The sequence below is a fragment of the SAR324 cluster bacterium genome (genome assembly GCA_015232315.1).
Taxonomy (GTDB): domain Bacteria; phylum SAR324; class SAR324; order SAR324; family NAC60-12; genus JADFZZ01.
On sequence record JADFZZ010000014.1, the window covers coordinates 72,842 to 94,207 of the forward strand.

The window sequence follows — 21,366 nt, forward strand, 5'->3', positions numbered from 1 at the left end:
GCCACTGAATTTTCCCGAAATAAGTGGGTAAACTCTGGATTCTGTCTTTTAATCATGTTATGGATGCGACGTTCAATTCAAATTTTATTTATGTTGCTGAAATTTCCCTCAAAATTTTCTTCATAAGGAGATGTCATGAACTGGTTTATAATTTTTGGTATCCTGTTTTTTTGCCTCATGCTGTGTCCCGCACTTGTTTTCAGCATAAACTTTAAACGCATTCATTCCAATTAGACATACATTCAGAAATGTGGAGGTAATTCTCCACTATTCTTCACTATTCCCCGGTCCCGCCTTCATGATTTTTATTCACCATCGCAATGTTTTTGCATTATTTTTTGTGGCATGGTTGCTTATTTCCCAAGGAAACTCGCACATGATACAGGCCAAAGATGAGGTCGTTCTTGCGATTGAAGCCGCGCCCAAGACATTGGACCCCCGTTATGCGGTGGATGCTTTTGGCATGCGAATGACGCAGCAATTGCTGTATGAAACGCTGATTTATCCGGATATCAATCTCAAGATGGTGCCCGGACTTGCAGAACGTTGGGAAACACCTGCGCCCGATGTCCTTCGGTTTTTTTTGAAACAAGGAATCCAGTTTAACGATGGAAGCGCACTCACGGCAGAGGATGTGAAATCTAGTTTCCAGACAGTCATGGAGCCTGAAACAGGCTCTCCATTTCAGTTTCTTGGAACAAAAATCAAAGCTATTCGGGTGATTGACTCCAGGACCCTTGAGTTTCAATTGACAACGCCCCAAAGCTCTATCTTGTGGGATTTGTTACTCCCGATATTCAAGGCCAGCACTGACCGTAAAAATTTTTATGGAACCGGACCTTTTTTATTGAAGGAACAAACACCGAATGAAATCGTCTTTGTACCAAATCCTGGCTATCCCGATCCAGTATCCTATAAAAAACTGGTATTTAAGATTATCCAGGATGATAACACACGCTTTCTCAAGATCAGAAAAGGTGAAATTGATTTGGCCATCAATACGATCCCCTTTGCAAAAGTTGGTTTTTTGCAGGAATCCAACTGGAGTAATAAATATGATGTTATCGAATCTCCGGGATTGTCCTACCAGTATCTGGGCTTCAACATGAATCATCCGATTCTCAAGCATAAAGAAGTTCGTCAGGCGATTGCCCATGCAATCAATATTGATGAGCTCATCCAGTTTCACCAAAAAGGTCATTCTGTCAGAGCAAACAGCTTGATTACGCCGCAAAATGAATTTTATATTCCGGATCTTCCCCAATACAATTACAATCCTGACAAGGCAAAGCAACTGCTAGATCAGGATTTTCCCATAAAAAACGGAACTCGCTTTGCTCTGGAATATAAAACGACCACCAAACGTGAAGCAGTGACGCAGGCTAGGATCATCCAAAGCCAATTAAAGCAGGTAGGCATTGACATCAATATCCGCTCATTTGAATGGGGAACGTTCTTTACAGATATTAAAAGCGGAAATTTTGAATTATTTTCATTACTCTGGGTGGGTGTTGCAGAACCTGATTTTTACTATACCCTGTTTCATACTTCTCAAATTCCGCCTGAAGGCAAAAATCGTGGTCATTTCAGCCTTCCCCGACTGGACAGTCTTCTGGAGCAGGGGCGTCGGGAAATGGATCTTGAAAAACGTAAAAAAATCTACCGTGAAGTTCAAACAATCCTTTCCGAAGAATTGCCCTATGTCAGTATGTGGCACAACAACAATATCGCCCTTATTGATAAAAAATTGCACGGGTTTCAGTTGCATCCCGCTGGAGGATATTATTCACTGAGATCATTAAACTGGAAATAATCAGAAAAAAAACATATACCACTGCCCTTACATTGGGGGTGATTGCTAAAAAATGATTGAAAACTTGGCACCTTTCAGAAATTGTGAAAAGTAATTAACAATTTGAATGTGTCATCCCGACAGAGTGAAGTACGAATGACGAGGGATCTTAACGCAAGGTGTATAAGGTCACTCCTTCGTCGAGATGACAAACTGTAAACAAAAATGAAAGGTGCCGAAAACTTAATATATACTTGGCTGGTATTTATTTTTATTGTTCGGCATCACATGCTTTTAATTATTTAACCTGCTGTTATCTGGAAAACTATGCAAAAAACAGATTTGGAGTTTCTTGAAGAAATGTCTCAAAGAGTTGATGAATTTGTTAATTCATCCGCAGAAATGATGGAACTGGAACCTGTCAACGGTTACCTGCGAAGATTGATCCATAAACTAGCCGACATTTATCACCTTTCCACGCAATCGGTGGGAGAAGGCGAAGATCGTTATGTTTGCTTGATTCGTAATGAAAAAACAGCAATTCCAGCAGACAAAAGCAAACTTCTGGGAGGCTTGACTAGTGACACAAAACCCACATCACCCAAAAAATCTTATGAGAAAGAACCTGAAAAAGAACGACCAAGGGGAAGAGAGAAAGAACGGAATAGAGGGGATCGAGGAGATCGAGGGGATCGAGACAGTTCCTCAAATTCTGATTTTGGTGACAAAGTATTTCAGACGATCCCTGGAACAACGATTGTTCTTCGACAAGATGGAAGTGTTGGCATAATCCGAAAAGATGATAAATCACCGGTTATTGCAGAAAGAGTGATTGACAATGGAATTTTTAAAGTTGTGAACAATACGATTGTCTGTCCCGGTGATGATCAATGGTGATGATGCAGTCTGCTGTCGACAATTCAAGCTTTTCCCTCTCCTATCTGGGGGATGCCTGGTACGAATTGTGGTGTCGTCATTATATTCTGAGGCAATGTTCTTCTGCCAGGAATGTACATCCAAGAGTTGTCGCGATGGTACGATGCCAGACTCAGGCTGAAATTATGCGGTTGATACTGCCGTTATTAACCCTGGATGAAGAGCTTGTTTTTAAACGTGGAAAAAATGTGAAACCTCAAACATGCCCCAGACATGCGTCTGTCAAGGATTATCGCTTTGCCACAGGATTCGAATGTCTCCTGGGATACTGGTATGTTCAAAATAATACCAATCGTTTTGAAGAATTGATTTCACATCCCGTTGTTGATTCATTCCTCAACCAACATTTAAATAATGTTCAGAAATCTCAGCCTGAAGGATTCAATGTTTGTTCTGCTTAGCCTTTTAGTTGGCTCACTCACTATCTTTGCATTGCTGTATCCACTATTGTTCAAACCTGTCAAATCATATCTTAATAATGATAAATCCCTGGCAGAGTTTAACGAACAGGAGTCCTTGCTGTCGGCAATCACAGAATTAGATCATGATTATGAATTGGGTCGTTTGTCAGTTACAGATTATGAACACCTCAAACTGTACTTCCAAAGAAAGTATCTTGAAGAAAAACAGTCCATTGAATCCTCATGACAGCCATCGTTCATATCGCTGAAAACTCAATTCTGGATGTTACCTCGCATGAGCGGTTGTCCTCACAAGGTCTGTTGATCTATCCTGTTGTCTCCAGACGTTCTGGCGGTGTTTCAATCGGAATCAATTTGAATCCGGACAAAATTTGTAATTTTCACTGTGTTTACTGTCAGGTCAACCGAACCAGACATGAAACAGTGCCGGTACCATCCGTGCGCTTGATTCTGGACCAACTGAAACAGTTTTTTATAAAAATTCAGGAAGCCGGAGGATCTTGGCAAAAAATGCCCGTTTGTGATATTGCCTTGTCAGGTGATGGCGAACCCACTACGTATCCTGAGTTTGATCAATTGATACCAGGCTTAATTGAGTTGCGTCAGCAATTCAATCTTCAACATATTCCTCTTGTTTTGATCACCAATGCATCTTGTCTGCATCTCCCACGGATCCAGAAGGTTCTCCCAATTTTTGTTGAAAATGGCGGACGAATCTGGGCCAAACTGGATGCCGGAGATGAAAAAAACTGGCAGCAACTCATGCAGACGGATGTTCCATTTGCCAGAATTCTGAATAACCTCAGAAACACTGGAATGAAGTATAAAATTCTGTTGCAAAGTTGTTTCATGCAAATACATCAGCAGGAATTTTCTCCCACTCTGCTGGACACCTATGTGAGCACAGTACAGTCTCTGCTGAATAACAAAACACAGATTCAAGAAATTCAGGCCTATACCATTGCCAGACCGCCTGCAAATTCTTTTGTACGGGCATGGGATGATTCTGTCATGGATGAAATCGGCAAGATTTTGACAAGACAGATTCCTGTTCCTGTAAAAATATATTATGGCAGGCATTTTGACTGAACGACCACCCCTTTTATTTTTCTGAGTTGAGCATGGCTAAAGCGGTGATACTGGGCAATTCCAATTTGCCACATTGGGAAAGCCCTGTGACAATACATCTGGAATATTCTTTGTGCAGTGCCATTTCCTATCGTGGTGTTGGTTATAAAGATATTAATGAAGATCGTGTGATTGTTATACCGAATAAGAATACCATGATTGTCGCCGATGGCATGGGTGGGCCTGGTGAAGGATACAAAGCGGCTCAAATTCTTTGTGATATTTTGATGGCCTTACCTGAATTTGAGTCAAGTCCTATCCTTGCAGCATTGGAGGATGCCTCATCAAGAATTCGACAGGAATGCAAAAAAAGTTCAGCCGGTGTGTGTTATCTGATTGCGAAACTGGATTATCCCACCCTACACATCTGGTATGCTGGCGATGTCAAACTGCTCATTCTGAATCATGGTATCAGATTTGAAACACAGGATCACACATTGATCAACACATGGATTCAGAACGGCGATATTTCTCCTGACGATGCGATCCATCACCCGATGAGGCATATCGTCACTCGAGCGCTATCTGGCGATGGGCATGAAATGGATTACTGTCAGACAACTCTGGAGCCAAATGACAGAATTATTATTGCGTCCGATGGTCTTTGGGATAATTTTACGCCGATAGAAGTGGACAATTATGTTGTAGGCATTTCTCCATTCTCAGCCGTTGAATTGTTATTGCAAAAATCAACTTACAAAATGCGACAGGTCTATTCTGATCAATGGGAAGGACTACTAGCTCCCAAACCAGACAATATAAGTATTCTGATCACGGATATTCTTGTTCATCCAAAACAAAACTATCAGCCCGCTCATTAATTTTCTGAGAATTTTTTATGAAAAAAATGATTTTCTGGATCAAAAGTCTTGATCTTCAAAGATATCCCAATGGAGGATATTTGTCAGAAACGTACCATTATGGTACTCATCAAGTTGATAGCATTGACCCTTTATGTAGCGGTTTGGCAAGTTACTATCTGCTTCCTGGCAATGAATTTCTTGCGTTCAATCGTCTCAATTCAGACATTCTCTGGCATTTTTATTATGGCTCCACAATGCATCTGCATATTATGGATAACATGGGTCAATATTATTGCTCCAAGCTGGGAAATAATCTCGATCGTGGTGAACGACATCAGGTGATCGTTCGAAAAAACTTCTGGTATGCGGCAACTGTTTATGAAAAAAATGGTTATGCGTTGACTGGTGCCACTATTTTCTCAGGAGAGCAAAAAATTGATTTGGAAATGGGGTCGAGATCTAAATTATTGGAGGAATATCCGCAACATTTTCAGATTATTGAAAAGTTAACGTTGCCGTAATTTTTGCTGACACAAAAAAGAAGGGATGATCTTAGCGGATTGAGCAACCGCTAAGACCACTGAGACTTACCGACCATGCCATGAATGGCAGAGATGTTTGTCTGAAACAGGAAGAAGAGGTACCTTGCTCAGAAATGTGAGATATGCCAAAGCAAACGCTCCGCCAAATCCTGCGGTGATGAGGATTTCATGCAAACCGAAGGGAATATGGTAGTGTCCTGGTTCCTGCAATGATGGAACAACGATTAGATAGACTGCAAACCATTGTCCTAATGCGATATATCCGCCCATCGCCCTGACAAAATTAGGTGTTCGGCACAATGTTCTTGGCATCAGTCCCAGAAACACCGATACGAACAACCAAAGTATCACAATCACAAAGACCGTACTCCATGGCTGAATCATCGATCGGATGATCAAAAATGGAGTTTCTTCACTCAAGTCGCCATACCAGATCACAATATACTGTGAAAATCCAAGATAGGTCCATGCCATAGCGCAGGCAAATGTCAATTTTGCCAAATCATGGATGCGGTTGATGGTGATATAAGCTTCCCCGTCACTACCAAGTTTGCTGCGAACAGTCACTGCGACAATCAGCAACAACCCCAAGGCTGCGTGCAGATTACCCATCATAAAAAATGCTGCAAATAAGGTACTAAACCATTCCTGATCCAGAGTCATTACGAAATCCCATGAAATAAAGGATCCGGCAATTGCGTAAATAATCATCAAAACAGGAGCTACTTTGCGAGAAAGTAATTCCATACGGACTACTTCATCTTTATGATTATTGTACCCCTTCAGCAACTTGTCCGCCAGAGTTCCGCCCCATCCGGGAATGAGTGTTCTCGCAAATCCAAAATCGGGTTTAAGGGACAATCGAATGAACGCAAAAGAAACTCCATACATCAATAACAGCCAGAAAATATTTCTGGTGATAAAGAAATGATAGTTGAGCCAACCTGCTTTCACAGCAACCCCATGATGCAGAAACGGTTTCTCAACCCATTCGTACAAAATGTGTCCTCCAAAAAACAAGATAATGAACATTAAAAAAGAGATGGGCAAAAAGGCACCGAAGGCTTCAGCCAGACGTTTGAAGGGACGGCCCCATTTTGAATCTGTAAGCTGCCAGATCACAGCCATGATCACACCAGCCTGGGATAAACCACCCCAGAACACCACATTGATTAAAAAAGTCTGCCATGTCCGTTTCACACCTTCATGGTCACCAATAGCCAGACCCACTACAAACATCAGCACCCCTAAACCAATCAGGGCCCAAAGCAGCATTCTGATTTGTTTGGGAATCTCAAATAAGGATTTTTCAACTATCGCTTTCATTTAATTTTCCTCCTTCCCAAATTGTGGACTCTTCAAATAATTCACAATATCCCAGCGTTCCTGACGGGTTGTCAGGGCTCCATAAGCAGGCATAATTCCCGCAGGTTTGCTGCCATAACGGATCTTGTTGTAAAAATGAGTCTCACTGAATATCTGCACAAATCCCGCAATCGGAATAGCTGGCATACCTTTTTCAACCACTGGAGTGTTACCATTTCCATCTTTGGCATGACACACCGCACAGTAAATGTTATACATTTTTCGACCATTAGCTACCGATGCTTCCGTTGCTGTTGTTGGATTCAGTGGTCGAATTTCACGCTCTGCCATCGGCACAAACGACTCATAGATCTGCTGTATCTTTCCCAATTCAAATCGAACAGGCACAGAATCAGATGGAAAATTCTGATAGGTTCCTTCTTCCTGGGGTTTAATGCTTTTACCATTAAACATATCCTGGAAGAACGGATAATCCTTGCCGTCAAACCAGGGGCTGGCGTCATTTTTTAAGTTATATCCGGGTTCTTTGGTTCGAGGATCATCGAATGGATTATTTTTTCCGGCCCACGCCAAATTGCCCACAAAACTAAAGCTGATGGCGAGCATCAATATTTTGTTCAGCTTATTCATTTTCAACATGCACCTCCTCCGCTCCATGGTTATTCAATAACACCTGAAAGTCATTCAGCTTGGCCGACTCACAAGGGATGACGATGCCAAAACGGTCCCGTTGAAACCGGACATATTTTTTAACGGATGACGGGAGTGGATTTTTCAATGTATCCACCGTAGCCAGCAACACGACCCCCATCAAGGTGAATAAAGCGGTGAATAAGATAGTTAACTCAAAACCGATAATAGTGAATGGGGGAATAGCAATAATCGGTTTTCCACCCACAGGAAGCACCCAGTCAGCGGCTGTCCATGCGGTGAAACTATATCCTGTCAGACATCCTAACGCTCCAGCACACAAGGAGATGAATGGAAGTCTTGACTGCCGATCGCCCAAAGCGTGATCAATTTCATGTCTGGGACATGGTGACAATACAGTAGGCTCAATCCCTTTCTGACGCACGGCCTTAATCGCGGATGTCAACTCATCCAGGTATTCAAAGGTGCCCCACACTCCTGAAAATTTCTTGCTCATTTTCCTCCTTTCATCGGTGGATGAATTGCTTCTTTCAATTCCATAATCGCCATTGGAGGTAAGGCTTTCACAAAAAGCGCAAATAATGTGAAAAAGAAACCAAATCCTCCAATAGTCAATCCGACTTCAACAATCGTAGGCCAATACGAGCCCCAGGCATGAGGCAAAAAGTCTCGCTGTAGTGAACTTCCTACAATGTTAAAACGCTCAAACCACATGCCAATGTTGATCAGAATCGTGATGATCCAGACGGCCACCAGATTGGTTCTGATTTTAAATCGCCATAAAGGCAATGGTGCGATGACGTTGCAGAAAACCATCAACCAGAATGCGATTTGAGGAAATCCAAAATCATGATCACCCAACAGAGTCCAATCTGTCATAGCGCCAAAAGGGCGAAAATAAAAAATAGCTTTTTCAAAGGGATTGCCACTGTAAAATGCGATAAAGAACTCTGTCGCATAGGCATAACCCACAATCATCGAGGTGAATAAAATCACACGACACACACTTTGGACCACATGATCTGTGATATATTCCTCAAGGCCAAAGACGACTCTTACCGGAATCAACACAGTCATCACCATTGCCAGTCCGGAGAAAATCGCTCCAGCCACGAAATATGGAGCAAAAATGGTGGTGTGCCATCCAGGAATAGAGGACATGGCAAAGTCCCAGGAAACGATGGAGTGAACGGAAAACACCAGCGGTGTTGCCAAAGCTGCAAAGATCAGATACCCCCGCATGTAATGCAACCACTGATGATTGGTTCCTCTCCAGGCCAGCGCCATTGGAGTATAAATCAGAGCTTTCAGTTTTTGTCCACGGCGGATGGCTTCATCCCTGAGAATGGCCATGTCAGGAATCAATCCCATCACGAAAAACAGGATAGATACTGTCATGTAGGTTGTTACCGCAAACACGTCCCATGCCAAGGGAGATTTGAAGTTGATCCATAACATCCGTTGATTTGGATATGGAATCAAAAAATATCCCAACCACGGACGTCCTGTATGAAGGATGGGGAACATTCCTGCTGTCATCACAGCAAAAACTGTCATGGCTTCCGCACTTCGGTAAATCGCATTCCGCCAGGGAGCGCGTGTCAGATAAAATACTGCGGAAATCAGTGTTCCCGCATGTCCAATCCCGATCCAGAACACGAAATTGGTGATATAAAACCCCCAACCAATCGGGTGACTCATCCCGGCGTATCCAATTCCGACATCCACTTGCAACGCAACACTCAGAACTCCCAGCATCAATGCTACCAGAAATCCAAGGACGAGCAGAAAATAAGATGGATGCGGCTTTTCCAGCATTGCCAGCAGATCATCATTGATCTTGGCATACGTGAGTTTGGTATCACTCATAATCAGGCCTCCTGTTTCTCATTTTTTGATAAAATGTTCATTGCATGATGGGACGTTGCATGAGCTCCTGCCGTTTCCCGGAAATTGACCTTTTTTAAATAAGTGATCGCTGGTTTGTAATTCATTTCAGCAATGATTTCATACTGACGATCTCTTTTTTCCATCTCATTCCGCTGAGCCAGTTTGGATACCTGACTGGAAGAATCCGCTAGGTTGCCAAATGTAATGGCGCTGGTCGGGCAGGTTTGCTGACAGGCGGTAATGATTTCACCATCCTGAACATCACGATTCATTTCATTTGCCGCAAACTTGGCTTCCGCGATGCGTTGAATACAAAAGGTACATTTTTCCATCACACCGACAGATCTGGTTGTAATGGTTGAATTGAGTTGCTGATGCAAAGGTGCAGGAAACTCATAGTCAAACCAGTTGAATCGTCGAACCTTGTAAATACAGTTGTTGGAGCAATAGCGAGTTCCGACACAACGGTTGTATGCCTGAACATTCAAACCTTCCGGATTGTGGTAGGTCGCATATACTGGGCATACAGGCTCGCACCCTGCGTTTTCACACTGCTGACAGGTCATTGGCACAAAACGGGTTTCCAGATTTTCCCCATATCCTTCAATATAGCGTTCCAGCCGGATCCATGACATTTCACGTCCCAGACCCATCCGCTCCTTACCAACTACAGGGATGTTGTTTTCGGAATAACAAGCAACGACACACGCAGAACAACCGTTACATTTATCCAGATCAATGGTCATTCCCCACTTATAGGGCTCATAGTATCCGGCTGTTTCCTTGCGGTCAGGATAGAATTCTGTTTGTCGTTTGTGTCCCGTTTGGTGATGAACCGGCCCCTGTGCGAGTTCAGTAATGGTGACAGCGGCCGCAATATCACGTCCTAATTGTCGTGCATTTCCATCCATATTAACTGCATAGGCAAGTGCTGACGCTTTTTTAACTTCAGCGTTCACGCTCAACCATGCCAGTTCACCGGACATTCGGTCTGTCTTTGCAGGAAGCAGGTCCAAAACATTCACGCCATATCGGTCAGCCGCCAAGCCTGAATTTTCGTGACCTTGACCAAAGGGAATGGCGATAGCGCCCTTGTGAATGCCAAAATGATAATACGCGGTCAAATCCACTTGACCATAGGGGGTTTTAACTTCCATCAAATCCCGGTCATGGATTCCCAGTTTTTCGGCTGTTTCCGGATTGATTTCCGCCCAGGAATCCCAGACAATCTGTGTCATTGGATCCGGAACTTCCTGGAGCCATGGTTTGTTGGCACCACTCCCATCACCCAGCAGGACAGATGTCGATGGAATCAATGTCAGTCCTTTGCCCTCATATTGAGGTGTTTTCAGATGCATTTGAGTGACCTGGGGATTCAGTTCAACTGCCACTTCAGGAACAACATCGAACAAGCCACCATTTTCCAGAGTACGAACCCAGAAATCCTCAAAAAAGGTCTGTGGACTGCCTTTTTCAGCATGAATTTTGGTCCAGGACTGTTTCAGGTAATCAAGATAACGTTTCATCCCTTCAAAAGCACTCGGATTCAGTTTTTGTCCAACCGCCATTAAAACATCTTCGCGGGCTTTGGCATCAAATCCCTGCACCGGACTCATGACAGGCTGAATGATACTGCGAACACCGGAACGAGTCTCCACATCTCCCCAGCTTTCATAAGGGGTCAGTGTTGGCAAGACCAGATCTGCTTCATGAGATGTTTCATTCTGAACAGATGACATGACCACTACAAACGCATTTTTCATTGCATCGGCAAAGCGGCTGGTTTTAGGCAATGCATACACCGGATTGCTTTCATCAATGATCAGCAATTTCACCTGACCGTTTTGCAATTCCTGAATCAAATTCAGAATGTTTTGCTGACCCATCATTTCCGGTGCGGCCTGATCAATAAAGGATACGGTCTTGCCAAGATTGCCAGAGACAGCATTCAGAATATTCACAGCAACCATTGTTTCTGTTGCCTGTTCAGTAATGGTTGCACTACCACCACCAATCGCCAGACTTGGTCCATTTTCAACAAATTCTTTGGCGAGTGTTTTAATTTTTTCAGCAGTCAGCCCAATGTCGCCAGCAACTTTTTCAGGGAGGTACTCCGCCAGATAATCAGCCAGAAATACATACCCGCCAGTTCGTCTGCGAATTTCATGAGCCATGGACAGAGCCAGAATTCCTTCTGTCCCTGGAGTAACAGGAACCCACTCATCCGCACTGCTACCTGACAGCGATAAATGAGGTCCGACATGAACGGCTTTGTTTTTGTGGCCATCCGCATAGGCATGCATGGCAGCAAACTGCCGGGCGTTTTCAACGATGCCGCCCCAGTTTTCCAGAAAATCTGCACCAAAATTAATAAAGTATCGTGCTTTATCAAAATGATAGAGTGGGACATCTGCACGACCAAATGAAACTTCATTGGCCTTGATCAGGTTCGCCCTGTTGAAAACCTGAAAACCGATACGACGTCCACCGCCTACAGCGTTAAGCCATTCAGCCATGAAGTCTTTATCGCTCCCGGTTGTAGGCCGACCTAAATAGACAATACTGCCTTGTGCGGACTGAATTTTTTCCACAAAGACTTTTTCAGCTTCTTCCCACGAAATATTTTTTCCACCTTTCAATGCTGGCGTCGTCAGTCTGGCTGGATTGTAGAGTGCTTGCAGGGACGATTGTCCTCTGGCACACAATTTACCCTGATTGACAGGGTGCAAGGGATTTCCTTCGGCCTTTTGGGCGCGTCCCTCTCGTGCTGTTACCATCATCCCGCATCCCGCATCACATTCCCTGCAGGTTGTCATGTAATTGAATGCGTTATGAGGACTGTAATCAATCCCATCTGGCGGAACCAGCAACGGAATAAGTTTTTCAGGTTTATTCTGACAGCTCGCCGCAGTGACAGCGGCACCACTAACTGCCATGTATTTGAAAAGATTTCTTCTACTGAGACCTTTCTTCATCGCAATGTCTCCTAATGGATTAATCTACTAATAATGACATGTATAACAATCTGTCAGGTTTGGATTATGATACCCCTTTGGATTTTTCAGGCCGATTTTTGCCGCGCGTTCAATATCTTCTTCTTTCGCGTTAAACCATCCCCCCAAGGTAGTCAGTGCGGATTTTCTTTCTTTTGCGCCCTTTACCTGTAAATGGCACTGAAGACACCAGCCCATTTTACCAAAATCGGCATCTACCATCTGTACCACGTCCATGGCCTTAACATTCCCGTGGCAGGCTACGCAACGGTCGTCATCCCCTTTTTTGAAATAGCCCACTCTACAGGCCAGAGAGCGGTCATCTTTTTGCATGTCGCAGGCTGTGTCAGCGTCATCCCGAAACCGGTTGGCATCCGCATTGATATGTTTTTTATGCGGAAACCGAACGAAATCAGGGATATCATGGATTTTGACCCAAGGAATCGGTTCTTGTCTTGCCCAATACCCTCGAGCCTTGTCCGCTTCAGGATACTGTGCCTTGTCTGCTCGCACCAGCGGCATTTCATTGGTTCCGTGACAACCGACACAAACGCTGACAGGAGGAACTCCTGAAGAATAGGACCTTCTGGCATAACTGTGACAATATTGACAGGGGATGTTATCGTTGGTTGCGTGAAGTTTATGACTGAAATTGATTGGCTGGCTTTCCTGGGCGGAGACTGAAGTGGCGATACCGACTGACAAGATCATCGTCAGAATTCCACCACCCATGAATAACACCGCCTTCGCAGCAAAGATGAGTCGTCGCATAAAAGACCTTACCCATGAAGAATTTATGGAAAAATAGGAACCCTATAGAAAAGAGGCCGCAACACACCATAACACGGAAACAAAATCAAACTATTTTTCTTTGATAAGGCCAATTAGGGGTTGAAAATTATGTTTGATAGGCAAGGTGCTGAAAATGAGAAAATGTGTCATACCGGACTTGATCCGACCTCCAAAAAATCTCAGCAGGCCACTGGATTCGGAGTCAAGACCGGACGGACTCGCTATTTCAACGCCTAAGTCGCATTGACCGTTCAAGAACAGTGAAACCATGTGAAATATAAAATCCTCTATTGCTATTTACGATTTCAGTGATTAGTATTTTTAAAAGTACCGTATGAACCATGAGGATTCATTTCAGAAAAGGGAGTTTGTTTATGCATCAGACAGATACAGAAGAATATCAGACACTGCCTATGTTGCCAATGCGGGATATTGTTGTATTTCCGCATATGACGGCACCGTTTTTTATTGGCCGCCCTCTATCAATTACGGCAATGGAACGAGCGTTGAGCGGAGATCGTAAAATTTTTGTGATCGCACAAAAAGATCCCATGGTGGAAGATCCCGCCGACAGTGATTTGTACAAAGTTGGAACTATCGGACAGATTCTACAGATCATGCGCTTGCATAATGGCACGATCAAAGCCTTGTTTGAGGCCCACTCTCGTGCCAATCTCATTGAGGCTAATCTGAATCCCCCCTATTACTCCGCTGTCGTGTGCCCCATTCAGGAGACACTGACTAGAACACCAGAGATCATTGCGCTGAGTAAAAACGTTCAGTCAGAACTCAAACGATATCTGAAAGAAGTCAAACGCCAGACCGATGGCATTGAAAAACTGGCCATTGATACAGAAGAACCACACCGTCTTGCCGATAGAATCGCACCGTTGCTCAACATGGATCTCCAAAAGAAACAAATACTGCTGGAAATGAGCGATCCTCGTCAGCGCCTGGAAATTGTGTATGAGAGAATGCTGGAAGAAAGCGAATTCAAAAAAGTAGAGCGAAAACTGAAAGAACGGGTCCAGGGACAGATTGGACGAACCCAGAAAGAATATTACATGAATGAGCAGATCAAGGCGATTCAGAAAGAACTGGGCCAGACCGAGGACAGTAAAGCTGAAATGGAGGAGTACACCAATAAAATCAAAGAATTGTCTTTGTCCAAAGAAGCGCGTGAAGTGGCTGAAAAAGAAGTAAAAAAGTTAAAAATGATGCAATCCATGTCTGCTGAAGCCAATGTGGTACGCAATTATCTGGACTGGTTGCTGGGAATGCCCTGGGGCGTTAGAACTACGGACAGTTTTGATATTGATGCCGCAGAAACCATTTTGAACCGACAGCATTATGGTCTGGAAAAAATCAAGGAACGCATTATTGAATATTTGGCTGTCGCTAAAAAAGTGGGTGAAATGAAAGGCCCGATCATTTGTCTGGTTGGACCTCCCGGAGTGGGAAAAACATCACTGGCGCGTTCGGTTGCTGAATCTCTAGGTCGAAAATTTGTGCGAATGAGTCTGGGTGGCGTCAGGGATGAAGCTGAAATACGCGGTCATCGTCGAACTTATGTCGGCGCGCTTCCCGGAAAAGTCATCCAGTCTTTGAGAAAAGCCAAAAGCAATAACCCTCTGATGCTTCTGGATGAAATTGATAAAATGACGCATGGTGTGATGGGGGACCCTGCGGCGGCGTTGCTGGAAGTGCTGGATCCGGAACAGAATCACACCTTCATGGATCATTATCTGGAAATTGAATATGATCTGTCTGATGTCCTGTTTTTCTGCACAGCCAACGTTGGACAGAAGATTCCGGCGGCTCTTCAGGATAGAATGGAAATCATCAATCTGTCCGGTTATACCGAGTTGGAAAAAGAGCATATTGCTCTCGAACATTTACTGCCCAAGCAAATTGAAGAAAACGGACTCAAGCCCGAACAGATTCAATTCCAGCACAAAGCCATCACGACCATTATTCAGAACTATACCAGAGAAGCCGGTGTACGTAACCTGGAGCGGGAAATATCAAAAGTCTGTCGAAAAATCGCAACCCAGATTGTCAAGCAACCCAAACAAAAAATGATTCATGTCACCCCCAAACAAATCAAAACTTTTTTGGGAATCCAGAAGTACAAGCATGCCAGCGTTGAAATAAACAATGAGGTTGGTGTCACTTGCGGATTGGCCTGGACACAGGCTGGCGGAGAACTGCTGATGACGGAGGCAACCACGATGAAAGGCAAGGGCGGTCTCAAACTGACAGGTCAACTGGGCGATGTGATGAAAGAATCCGCGCATGCGGCGTTAAGCTACATCCGGACCAATGCCAATCGACTGGGAATCTATTCTTCAACATTCAAAGAAACAGATATCCACATTCATATTCCAGAAGGCGCAGTTCCCAAAGACGGTCCCTCTGCCGGTGTGACCCTGACCACCACGCTGTTGAGCGTGTTCACGGGCATTCCTGTTAGAAAAGAAATTGCCATGACTGGAGAAATCACACTGAGCGGCAAAGTGTTGCCTATTGGTGGATTAAAAGAAAAATTGCTTGCGGCGAAAAGAGGTAAAATCAAAATAGTTCTAATTCCCATGGATAATGAAAAAGATCTGAAGGACATTCCCCGGGAAATCACCAGGGATCTTCAGATCATTCCTGTGAAATTTGTGGATGAAGTGATGCAAATCGCCTTGGAACGATTCCCTGTTCCCGTGATTGATCCTGTCCCTCAACCTGAAAAATCCGGTGACGCTGAAGTGGACAGTTCCTTTTTGAAAACACCGGAGTTTTCAGGCTCTGATCTGCCGCATATCTCTTCCAAATTTTTATTGTCTTGAAAACAGGAGCGCTCTTGTAAAACAGGAGCGCCTTGAAGCTGGTCCAATGTTGCTGTTCATCTGCCTTGTATGCGGGATCATTCTGGGATGGTCTCTTAAAAATTATATGGGATTTCTACGTATTTCGCCTGAAATATTCCGGCAGCAAATTCTGTTAACACGTCAGTCTAGCCCCTCCACACACTTGCCAACCCAAAGTGGTCGCGAATGAAGCAATATTTTCAAGTCTCGCATTCTGCGTTTTACTCAGTAGTCACCGCACTGCCCCTGTTGATTGGCTACGAAATCATGCTTGCGTCTACCAGCAATCCCTACTGGCATGTCCGTAACGCGGTTGATATCTGGATGCGCCATGTACTGCAATCGTTTGACGTCAGCACCCGTCAGGCAACGTTTGTCATGATTGGAGTTTTGTTTGCCGCAATTCCCTTCATTCATAAAAAAGAAACACCTCTCCGTTTTAAATATGCAGGTTGGATGATTCTGGAAGCCATCATCTATAGTTTATGCCTGAATCTGATTATCCAGTCGGTGTTGAAACCTGTCTTTCTGACCAAGATGATTCCCTTGAGCAACAGTATTCAGAGTATCGCCCTGTCGTTGGGAGCCGGCTTGTTTGAGGAATTTTTTTTCAGAGTAATTCTGCTGAACGTGTTGTATTTTGGATTGTTGTTTTTACTTAAGAAACCCCTTCTAAGCGGTATTATAGCCATTCTGCTGGCATCCTTTCTGTTTTCTCTAAGTCACTATTTTGGCAACATGGCAGATTCCTTCAATCTGTATAGTTTTTTGTTCCGTTGGTTTGCCGGACTTCTGTTTACCCTCTTGTATTTTTTAAGGGGATTCGGCATTACAGCCTATACCCATGCATTTTATGATATCAGGATTTTATTATTGGCCTGAGGTCTCAACCTTTTCTACTGGTGTTTTATGCAGGTACCATTGCTTGATTTAAAAGGTCAGTTGCGTCCTTTACGAGATGAAATATTGGCCGCGATTGTGGATGTTCTGGATTCAACCCAATACATCATGGGTCCCAAAGTTGAAGAACTCGAACGGGCGGTTGCCCAATATTCAGGCTGTAGTCATGCCCTTGGTGTCTCTTCGGGCACGGATGCGTTGTTGCTGGCGTTGATGGGGTTGAATGTTGGTCCGGGAGATCTGGTGATTACCAGTACTTTTTCATTTTTCGCGACCGCCGGAGTTATTGCCAGATTGAACGCAACACCGGTTCTCACAGATATTGACCCGGTTACTTTCAATATGTCCCCGGCTCACCTTTCAGAAATTCTGAAAGCCATGCCTGAAGATACCCGCAACAAGGTCAAAGCCATCATTCCCGTGCATTTATATGGCCAATGCGCTGACATGCAGTCCCTCATGAAGGTAGCGGCTCAGTGGAATATTCCTGTGATTGAAGATGCGGCTCAGGCGATTGGCGCTGAATATCCACTGGAAGGGAAGGTACAGCGTGCAGGAAGCATGGGGAAAATGGGTTGTTTTTCATTTTTTCCCAGCAAAAATCTGGGGGGAATCGGTGATGGCGGCATGATCGTGACCAACGATTCCACACTGGCCCAGTATCTTGTGTACCTGAGAAATCACGGCGCAAACCCCAAATATTATCACAAATTCATTGGCGGAAATTTCAGACTGGATCCACTTCAGGCCGCAGTGCTAAATGTCAAACTGCCCCATCTGGATCAATGGCATCAACAACGGCAACGCAACGCTAATCGATATATCGAGTTATTTTCCAAGGCGGGCATCGCTGAAGTCGCACTTCCCGCAGCCGTTTATCAAACGCATAAAATCAGTAACTATCACATTTATAACCAGTTCATGATTCGGGTTCCTCAACGGGATGAATTACGTCAATTCCTGCAAAGCCAGCAGATTGTTACGGAAGTTTATTATCCTGTACCGTTTCATGTGCAGGAATGTTTCAGTTATCTGAATTATAAATCCGGCGACTTTCCGGAATCCGAGAAAGCCGCACGAGAAGTTCTGGCACTGCCCATCTATCCTGAACTGACAGAAGAAATGCAGGCACATGTGGTGCAACAGATTAAGGCTTTTTATCAGGAAAGGAAAACGCTATGACACAGGCGATTCTGGTGGGCGGCAGTGGATTGGTCGGTCAGGAGTGTCTGAAATATCTGCTTCAGCATTCGGCCTATGAAAACATCATTCTACTGCTCAGAAAACCATTAAACGTGAATAATTCTAAAGTGAAGGAACATCTGATTGATTTTGATCATCTTGATTCCTGTCAGGACTTGATCCGTGGTGATGACCTCTTCTGTTGTCTGGGCACAACCATCAAACAGGCAGGTTCACAAGAAGCATTCAAACGAGTGGATCATGATTATCCATTGCAGATTGCACGTATCGCGCAAAAAAACGGAGTGAACCACTGTGCCATTGTTACGGCTCTTGGCGCCAATAAATCCTCGGCTGTGTTTTATAACCGGGTCAAGGGTGAAGTGGAAACAGGCCTCAGTGAAATCCCGTTCACAAGTCTGCATTTTTTTCGTCCCTCCCTTTTGCTGGGAAATCGAAGCGAATTCAGAATTGGTGAGGAAATTGGCAAATACGCAATGCCGCTGTTTACTTCGTTTCTCCCCAGAAAATTACGGAAATATCGCCCCATTCAGGCGGATACGGTTGCATTCGCCATGGTCCACATGGCCCAAAAAGCCGATCACCTGGCACGATATGCTTTCGAATCCAATGAAATCCAGAAAATTTATGATGACAATCATTGAGTGATTTTTGAAATGGTCTGATCCCTGCAAAACATTGATTAATTTTTCAGATATTTTGAATGATTGAATCAAGGAGGATTATGGCAACCATTGAGGAAATTTTAAGTGGCGTTCAGGAAGAGATTGATAAGGCAGTAACCCAGACAATGAGTCGGGTGTTGCCTCAAATTGAGGATATATTATTGGAAAACCGCATGGTCCTGTTGAGGCAAACCATACAGAGCGGGAAGTTGGAAAATACCATCGATCAGATCATTTCCAAAACAACCCGAAACCTTGCGCCGAAAATCAAACAAACTGTACTCACTGAACAACAGAAAAAAATTGGCAGTACCTGGACTCCGCTCACAATAAATGAGGTGTTGGGTTCTCAAAATTCAGTAACTTCCTGATCAAACTTTTTCCCGGGTTTCTCGCCCGAGCAGGCCTGCGGGTTTAAAAATCAGGATGATGACCAGCAAGGCGAAGGCGAAAACGTCTTCGTAGTCGCTGGAAATATAACCCGCGGCAAAACTTTCAGTCCATCCAAGAATCAGTCCTCCCAGCACAGCCCCCGGAATATTGCCGATCCCCCCCAGAACCGCCGCAGTGAACGCTTTGATTCCAGCAATAAACCCGATATAGAAGTTGATTTGCCCCACTCTGGTAGCCACCAGAACGCCGCCAATCGCCGCCAGCATGGAACCTAAAATAAAAGTGAACGAGATCGTTTTATCCAGGTCTACACCCAGCAACATTGCCATTTTCTTGTCCTGGGAAATAGCTCGCATCGCCATTCCCATCCGGGTGTGCCTGGTCAGAACACTCAGCAGGATCATGACCAGAACCGTCATGAAGAGGATCATCAGATCAGATGGCTGAATAAATTCTGACCATTGCTCAAGGAATGGCATTTCCGGCACCAGCGATGGGTATGCCTGAAATTCCGGTCCTTGAGCCAGCAGTACATAATTCTGTAAAAAAATGGACATTCCGATCGCACTGATCAGTGGAGATAGCCTGGGGGCATGTCGAAGTGGCTGATAGGCGATTTTTTCCATGGTGTAACCGTAGGCTCCCGCATACACAGCGGCAAAAACCAATACCAGGGCAAACACAGCCCAGGCATTGAGTTCCATAGTGATCAAAACCCCTGACGCTACCAATCCAGTGAAAGCACCAATCATGTAGATTTCACCATGCGCGAAATTGATCAGTCCCAGCACACCGTAAACCATGGTGTATCCCAGAGCGATCAAGGCGTAGATACTGCCTTTGATGAGTCCGGCAATAAACAAATCAAGGAAATATTCCATGCGACCGGATATTAAAACAAGAGGAAGGAATGGGACCTGTGACCAGGCCCCGGTGATGGCTCAATTTTGGACAGGAACAAACGCGGGAGCTACCTGATACATGGCAAATCCAGCACCAATGATGTCTCCATGGTCATCAAACCTGATTTTCCCAAGCGGAGTTTCCACTTCTTCCGATTTCAACGCTTTGACCAACGCATTATAGTCCTGCCCCCCGGTTTTCCGGATAGCATTGACTAACGCCTGAAGCGCCGCATATCCCTGAAGCGTGAAAGTCCCTGGATCAGCACTGAATTTTGATTTATACAGACCGCTGACATCCCCTGCCATTTTGATTTGTGAGGTGTCTGTTGGTGCGGATGCATAATATCCGAGAGCGTCTTCACCAGCGATTTTAAGGAAAGAAGGATCTTTCACGCCATCTCCGGAAATGAAAGGCGCATTGATTTTTTTCTTTCGGGCTTCCGATACAATTTTGGAGGCTTCAGGGTGATATCCGCCAAAAAAGATGGCCACACCTTTGCTCTTTGTTTTGAAGGTGGCTTTAATTTTAGCCACCAGTGCAGAATAATCCACAGCCCCTGGTGTCACGCCTTCAAACATTTCAATTTTTACTTTTTTTGCTTCGAGTCCCGCTTTGACCAGTTCCGCAAGCCCTTTTCCATAAGCGCCTTTATCATGCAGGACAATCGCTTGTTTGACTTTCAGTGTATTGACCGCAAAATCAACCTGCAAATTAGCCTGAGCCGCATCATGAGCAATGGTCCGGAAAAAGTTGGGATATTTTCCATCCAACGTCAGGGAAGGGTTGGTGGATGCCGCTGAAACAAGTATAATTCCGGATTCTTTATAGGTCGGCAGAGCCGCCTCTGTCGCGCCACTGCACAAATGACCAATCACAGCGACTACTTTTTCCGACACCATTTTTTTTGCGGCATTGATCGCGGTGTTGGGTTCACACACGTCATCTTCCATCACCAACTCAATTTTCTGACCATTCACACCACCAGCCGCATTGATGTTTTCAACCGCCAGAATCGCCGCGTTTTTTACAGGAATCCCATAACCGGCGAGATCGCCGCTGTAAGGCCCGACAACTCCGATTTTCAAAGGAGTTTGTGCCCAGACCAGTGCGGACATCAGGGTTATTCCGAGCATGGTCACCAGCCATTTTTTCATTACGCTTCCAAT

General features: G+C 44.5%; 20 protein-coding genes. 12 read left to right on the forward strand and 8 right to left on the reverse strand.

What is annotated here, in order from left to right; translation table 11 throughout:
* Window positions 1-376 precede the first annotated feature (376 nt).
* The 7 genes from HQM11_11295 (at window position 377) to HQM11_11325 (ending at window position 5,602) form a co-directional block, all read left to right on the forward strand.
* Window positions 377-1,813: an ABC transporter substrate-binding protein gene (locus HQM11_11295; protein MBF0351609.1), complete on the forward strand. Its 1,437-nt coding sequence runs from the start codon at window positions 377-379 to the stop codon at window positions 1,811-1,813.
* Window positions 1,814-2,119: 306 nt separating this feature from the next.
* On the forward strand, window positions 2,120-2,689 hold the full coding sequence (locus HQM11_11300; GenBank protein ID MBF0351610.1) for a hypothetical protein: 570 nt from the start codon (window positions 2,120-2,122) through the stop codon (window positions 2,687-2,689).
* Window positions 2,683-3,129 carry a Mini-ribonuclease 3 gene (locus HQM11_11305; protein ID MBF0351611.1) on the forward strand — a complete coding sequence of 149 codons (447 nt, stop codon included), beginning with the start codon at window positions 2,683-2,685 and terminating at the stop codon, window positions 3,127-3,129. The genes HQM11_11300 and HQM11_11305 overlap by 7 nt, the downstream gene beginning before the upstream one ends.
* Entirely contained in the window at window positions 3,113-3,376 is a 264-nt protein-coding gene (locus HQM11_11310; protein ID MBF0351612.1) for a hypothetical protein, read from the forward strand. Before HQM11_11305 ends, HQM11_11310 begins: the two co-directional genes overlap by 17 nt.
* Window positions 3,373-4,239 carry a radical SAM protein gene (locus HQM11_11315; GenBank protein MBF0351613.1) on the forward strand — a complete coding sequence of 289 codons (867 nt, stop codon included), beginning with the start codon at window positions 3,373-3,375 and terminating at the stop codon, window positions 4,237-4,239. The genes HQM11_11310 and HQM11_11315 overlap by 4 nt, the downstream gene beginning before the upstream one ends.
* A 32-nt stretch (window positions 4,240-4,271) precedes the next feature.
* Complete coding sequence (locus HQM11_11320; GenBank protein ID MBF0351614.1) at window positions 4,272-5,099, forward strand: SpoIIE family protein phosphatase; 828 nt, start codon at window positions 4,272-4,274, stop codon at window positions 5,097-5,099.
* A gap of 17 nt (window positions 5,100-5,116) precedes the next feature.
* On the forward strand, window positions 5,117-5,602 hold the full coding sequence (locus tag HQM11_11325) for a cupin domain-containing protein (GenBank protein MBF0351615.1): 486 nt from the start codon (window positions 5,117-5,119) through the stop codon (window positions 5,600-5,602).
* A 66-nt stretch (window positions 5,603-5,668) separates the two neighbouring features.
* On the opposite strand, the gene HQM11_11330 is transcribed toward HQM11_11325, so the two are convergent.
* The 6 genes from HQM11_11330 to HQM11_11355 are packed head-to-tail and all read right to left on the reverse strand — an operon-like array spanning window position 5,669 to window position 13,215.
* Entirely contained in the window at window positions 5,669-6,949 is a 1,281-nt protein-coding gene (locus tag HQM11_11330; protein ID MBF0351616.1) for a molybdopterin oxidoreductase, read from the reverse strand.
* A complete protein-coding gene (locus HQM11_11335) occupies window positions 6,950-7,588 on the reverse strand; it encodes a cytochrome c (GenBank protein ID MBF0351617.1) in 639 nt (212 codons plus the stop codon).
* Window positions 7,572-8,096 carry a DUF3341 domain-containing protein gene (locus HQM11_11340; GenBank protein MBF0351618.1) on the reverse strand — a complete coding sequence of 175 codons (525 nt, stop codon included), beginning with the start codon at window positions 8,094-8,096 and terminating at the stop codon, window positions 7,572-7,574. Before HQM11_11340 ends, HQM11_11335 begins: the two co-directional genes overlap by 17 nt.
* Window positions 8,093-9,469 (reverse strand): polysulfide reductase NrfD, encoded by a 1,377-nt coding sequence (gene nrfD / locus HQM11_11345; GenBank protein MBF0351619.1) that lies wholly within the window; start codon window positions 9,467-9,469, stop codon window positions 8,093-8,095. The genes HQM11_11340 and nrfD overlap by 4 nt, the downstream gene beginning before the upstream one ends.
* Window positions 9,470-9,471: 2 nt before the next feature.
* Window positions 9,472-12,465, reverse strand: coding sequence for a molybdopterin-dependent oxidoreductase (locus tag HQM11_11350; protein ID MBF0351620.1), 2,994 nt, complete (start codon window positions 12,463-12,465; stop codon window positions 9,472-9,474).
* A 27-nt stretch (window positions 12,466-12,492) separates the two neighbouring features.
* On the reverse strand, window positions 12,493-13,215 hold the full coding sequence (locus tag HQM11_11355) for a cytochrome c3 family protein (GenBank protein ID MBF0351621.1): 723 nt from the start codon (window positions 13,213-13,215) through the stop codon (window positions 12,493-12,495).
* Window positions 13,216-13,649: 434 nt separating this feature from the next.
* Between HQM11_11355 and lon the strand changes: the two genes are divergently transcribed.
* The 5 genes from lon (at window position 13,650) to HQM11_11380 (ending at window position 19,272) form a co-directional block, all read left to right on the forward strand.
* The gene (gene lon, locus HQM11_11360) at window positions 13,650-16,112 is read left to right on the forward strand and encodes an endopeptidase La (GenBank protein ID MBF0351622.1); all 2,463 of its coding nucleotides are present in this window, start codon (window positions 13,650-13,652) and stop codon (window positions 16,110-16,112) included.
* 207 nt (window positions 16,113-16,319) lie between these two features.
* Window positions 16,320-17,015: a CPBP family intramembrane metalloprotease gene (locus HQM11_11365; protein ID MBF0351623.1), complete on the forward strand. Its 696-nt coding sequence runs from the start codon at window positions 16,320-16,322 to the stop codon at window positions 17,013-17,015.
* 27 nt (window positions 17,016-17,042) lie between these two features.
* On the forward strand, window positions 17,043-18,215 hold the full coding sequence (locus tag HQM11_11370; protein ID MBF0351624.1) for a DegT/DnrJ/EryC1/StrS family aminotransferase: 1,173 nt from the start codon (window positions 17,043-17,045) through the stop codon (window positions 18,213-18,215).
* A complete protein-coding gene (locus tag HQM11_11375; GenBank protein ID MBF0351625.1) occupies window positions 18,212-18,880 on the forward strand; it encodes an oxidoreductase in 669 nt (222 codons plus the stop codon). The genes HQM11_11370 and HQM11_11375 overlap by 4 nt, the downstream gene beginning before the upstream one ends.
* Before the next feature lie 80 nt (window positions 18,881-18,960).
* Window positions 18,961-19,272: a hypothetical protein gene (locus HQM11_11380; protein ID MBF0351626.1), complete on the forward strand. Its 312-nt coding sequence runs from the start codon at window positions 18,961-18,963 to the stop codon at window positions 19,270-19,272.
* On the opposite strand, the gene HQM11_11385 is transcribed toward HQM11_11380, so the two are convergent.
* Both HQM11_11385 and HQM11_11390 read right to left on the reverse strand, forming a co-directional pair.
* Window positions 19,273-20,175 carry a branched-chain amino acid ABC transporter permease LivH gene (locus HQM11_11385; GenBank protein MBF0351627.1) on the reverse strand — a complete coding sequence of 301 codons (903 nt, stop codon included), beginning with the start codon at window positions 20,173-20,175 and terminating at the stop codon, window positions 19,273-19,275. It lies immediately after the preceding gene.
* 60 nt (window positions 20,176-20,235) lie between these two features.
* Window positions 20,236-21,354 carry a branched-chain amino acid ABC transporter substrate-binding protein gene (locus HQM11_11390; protein MBF0351628.1) on the reverse strand — a complete coding sequence of 373 codons (1,119 nt, stop codon included), beginning with the start codon at window positions 21,352-21,354 and terminating at the stop codon, window positions 20,236-20,238.
* Window positions 21,355-21,366: the final 12 nt, after the last annotated feature.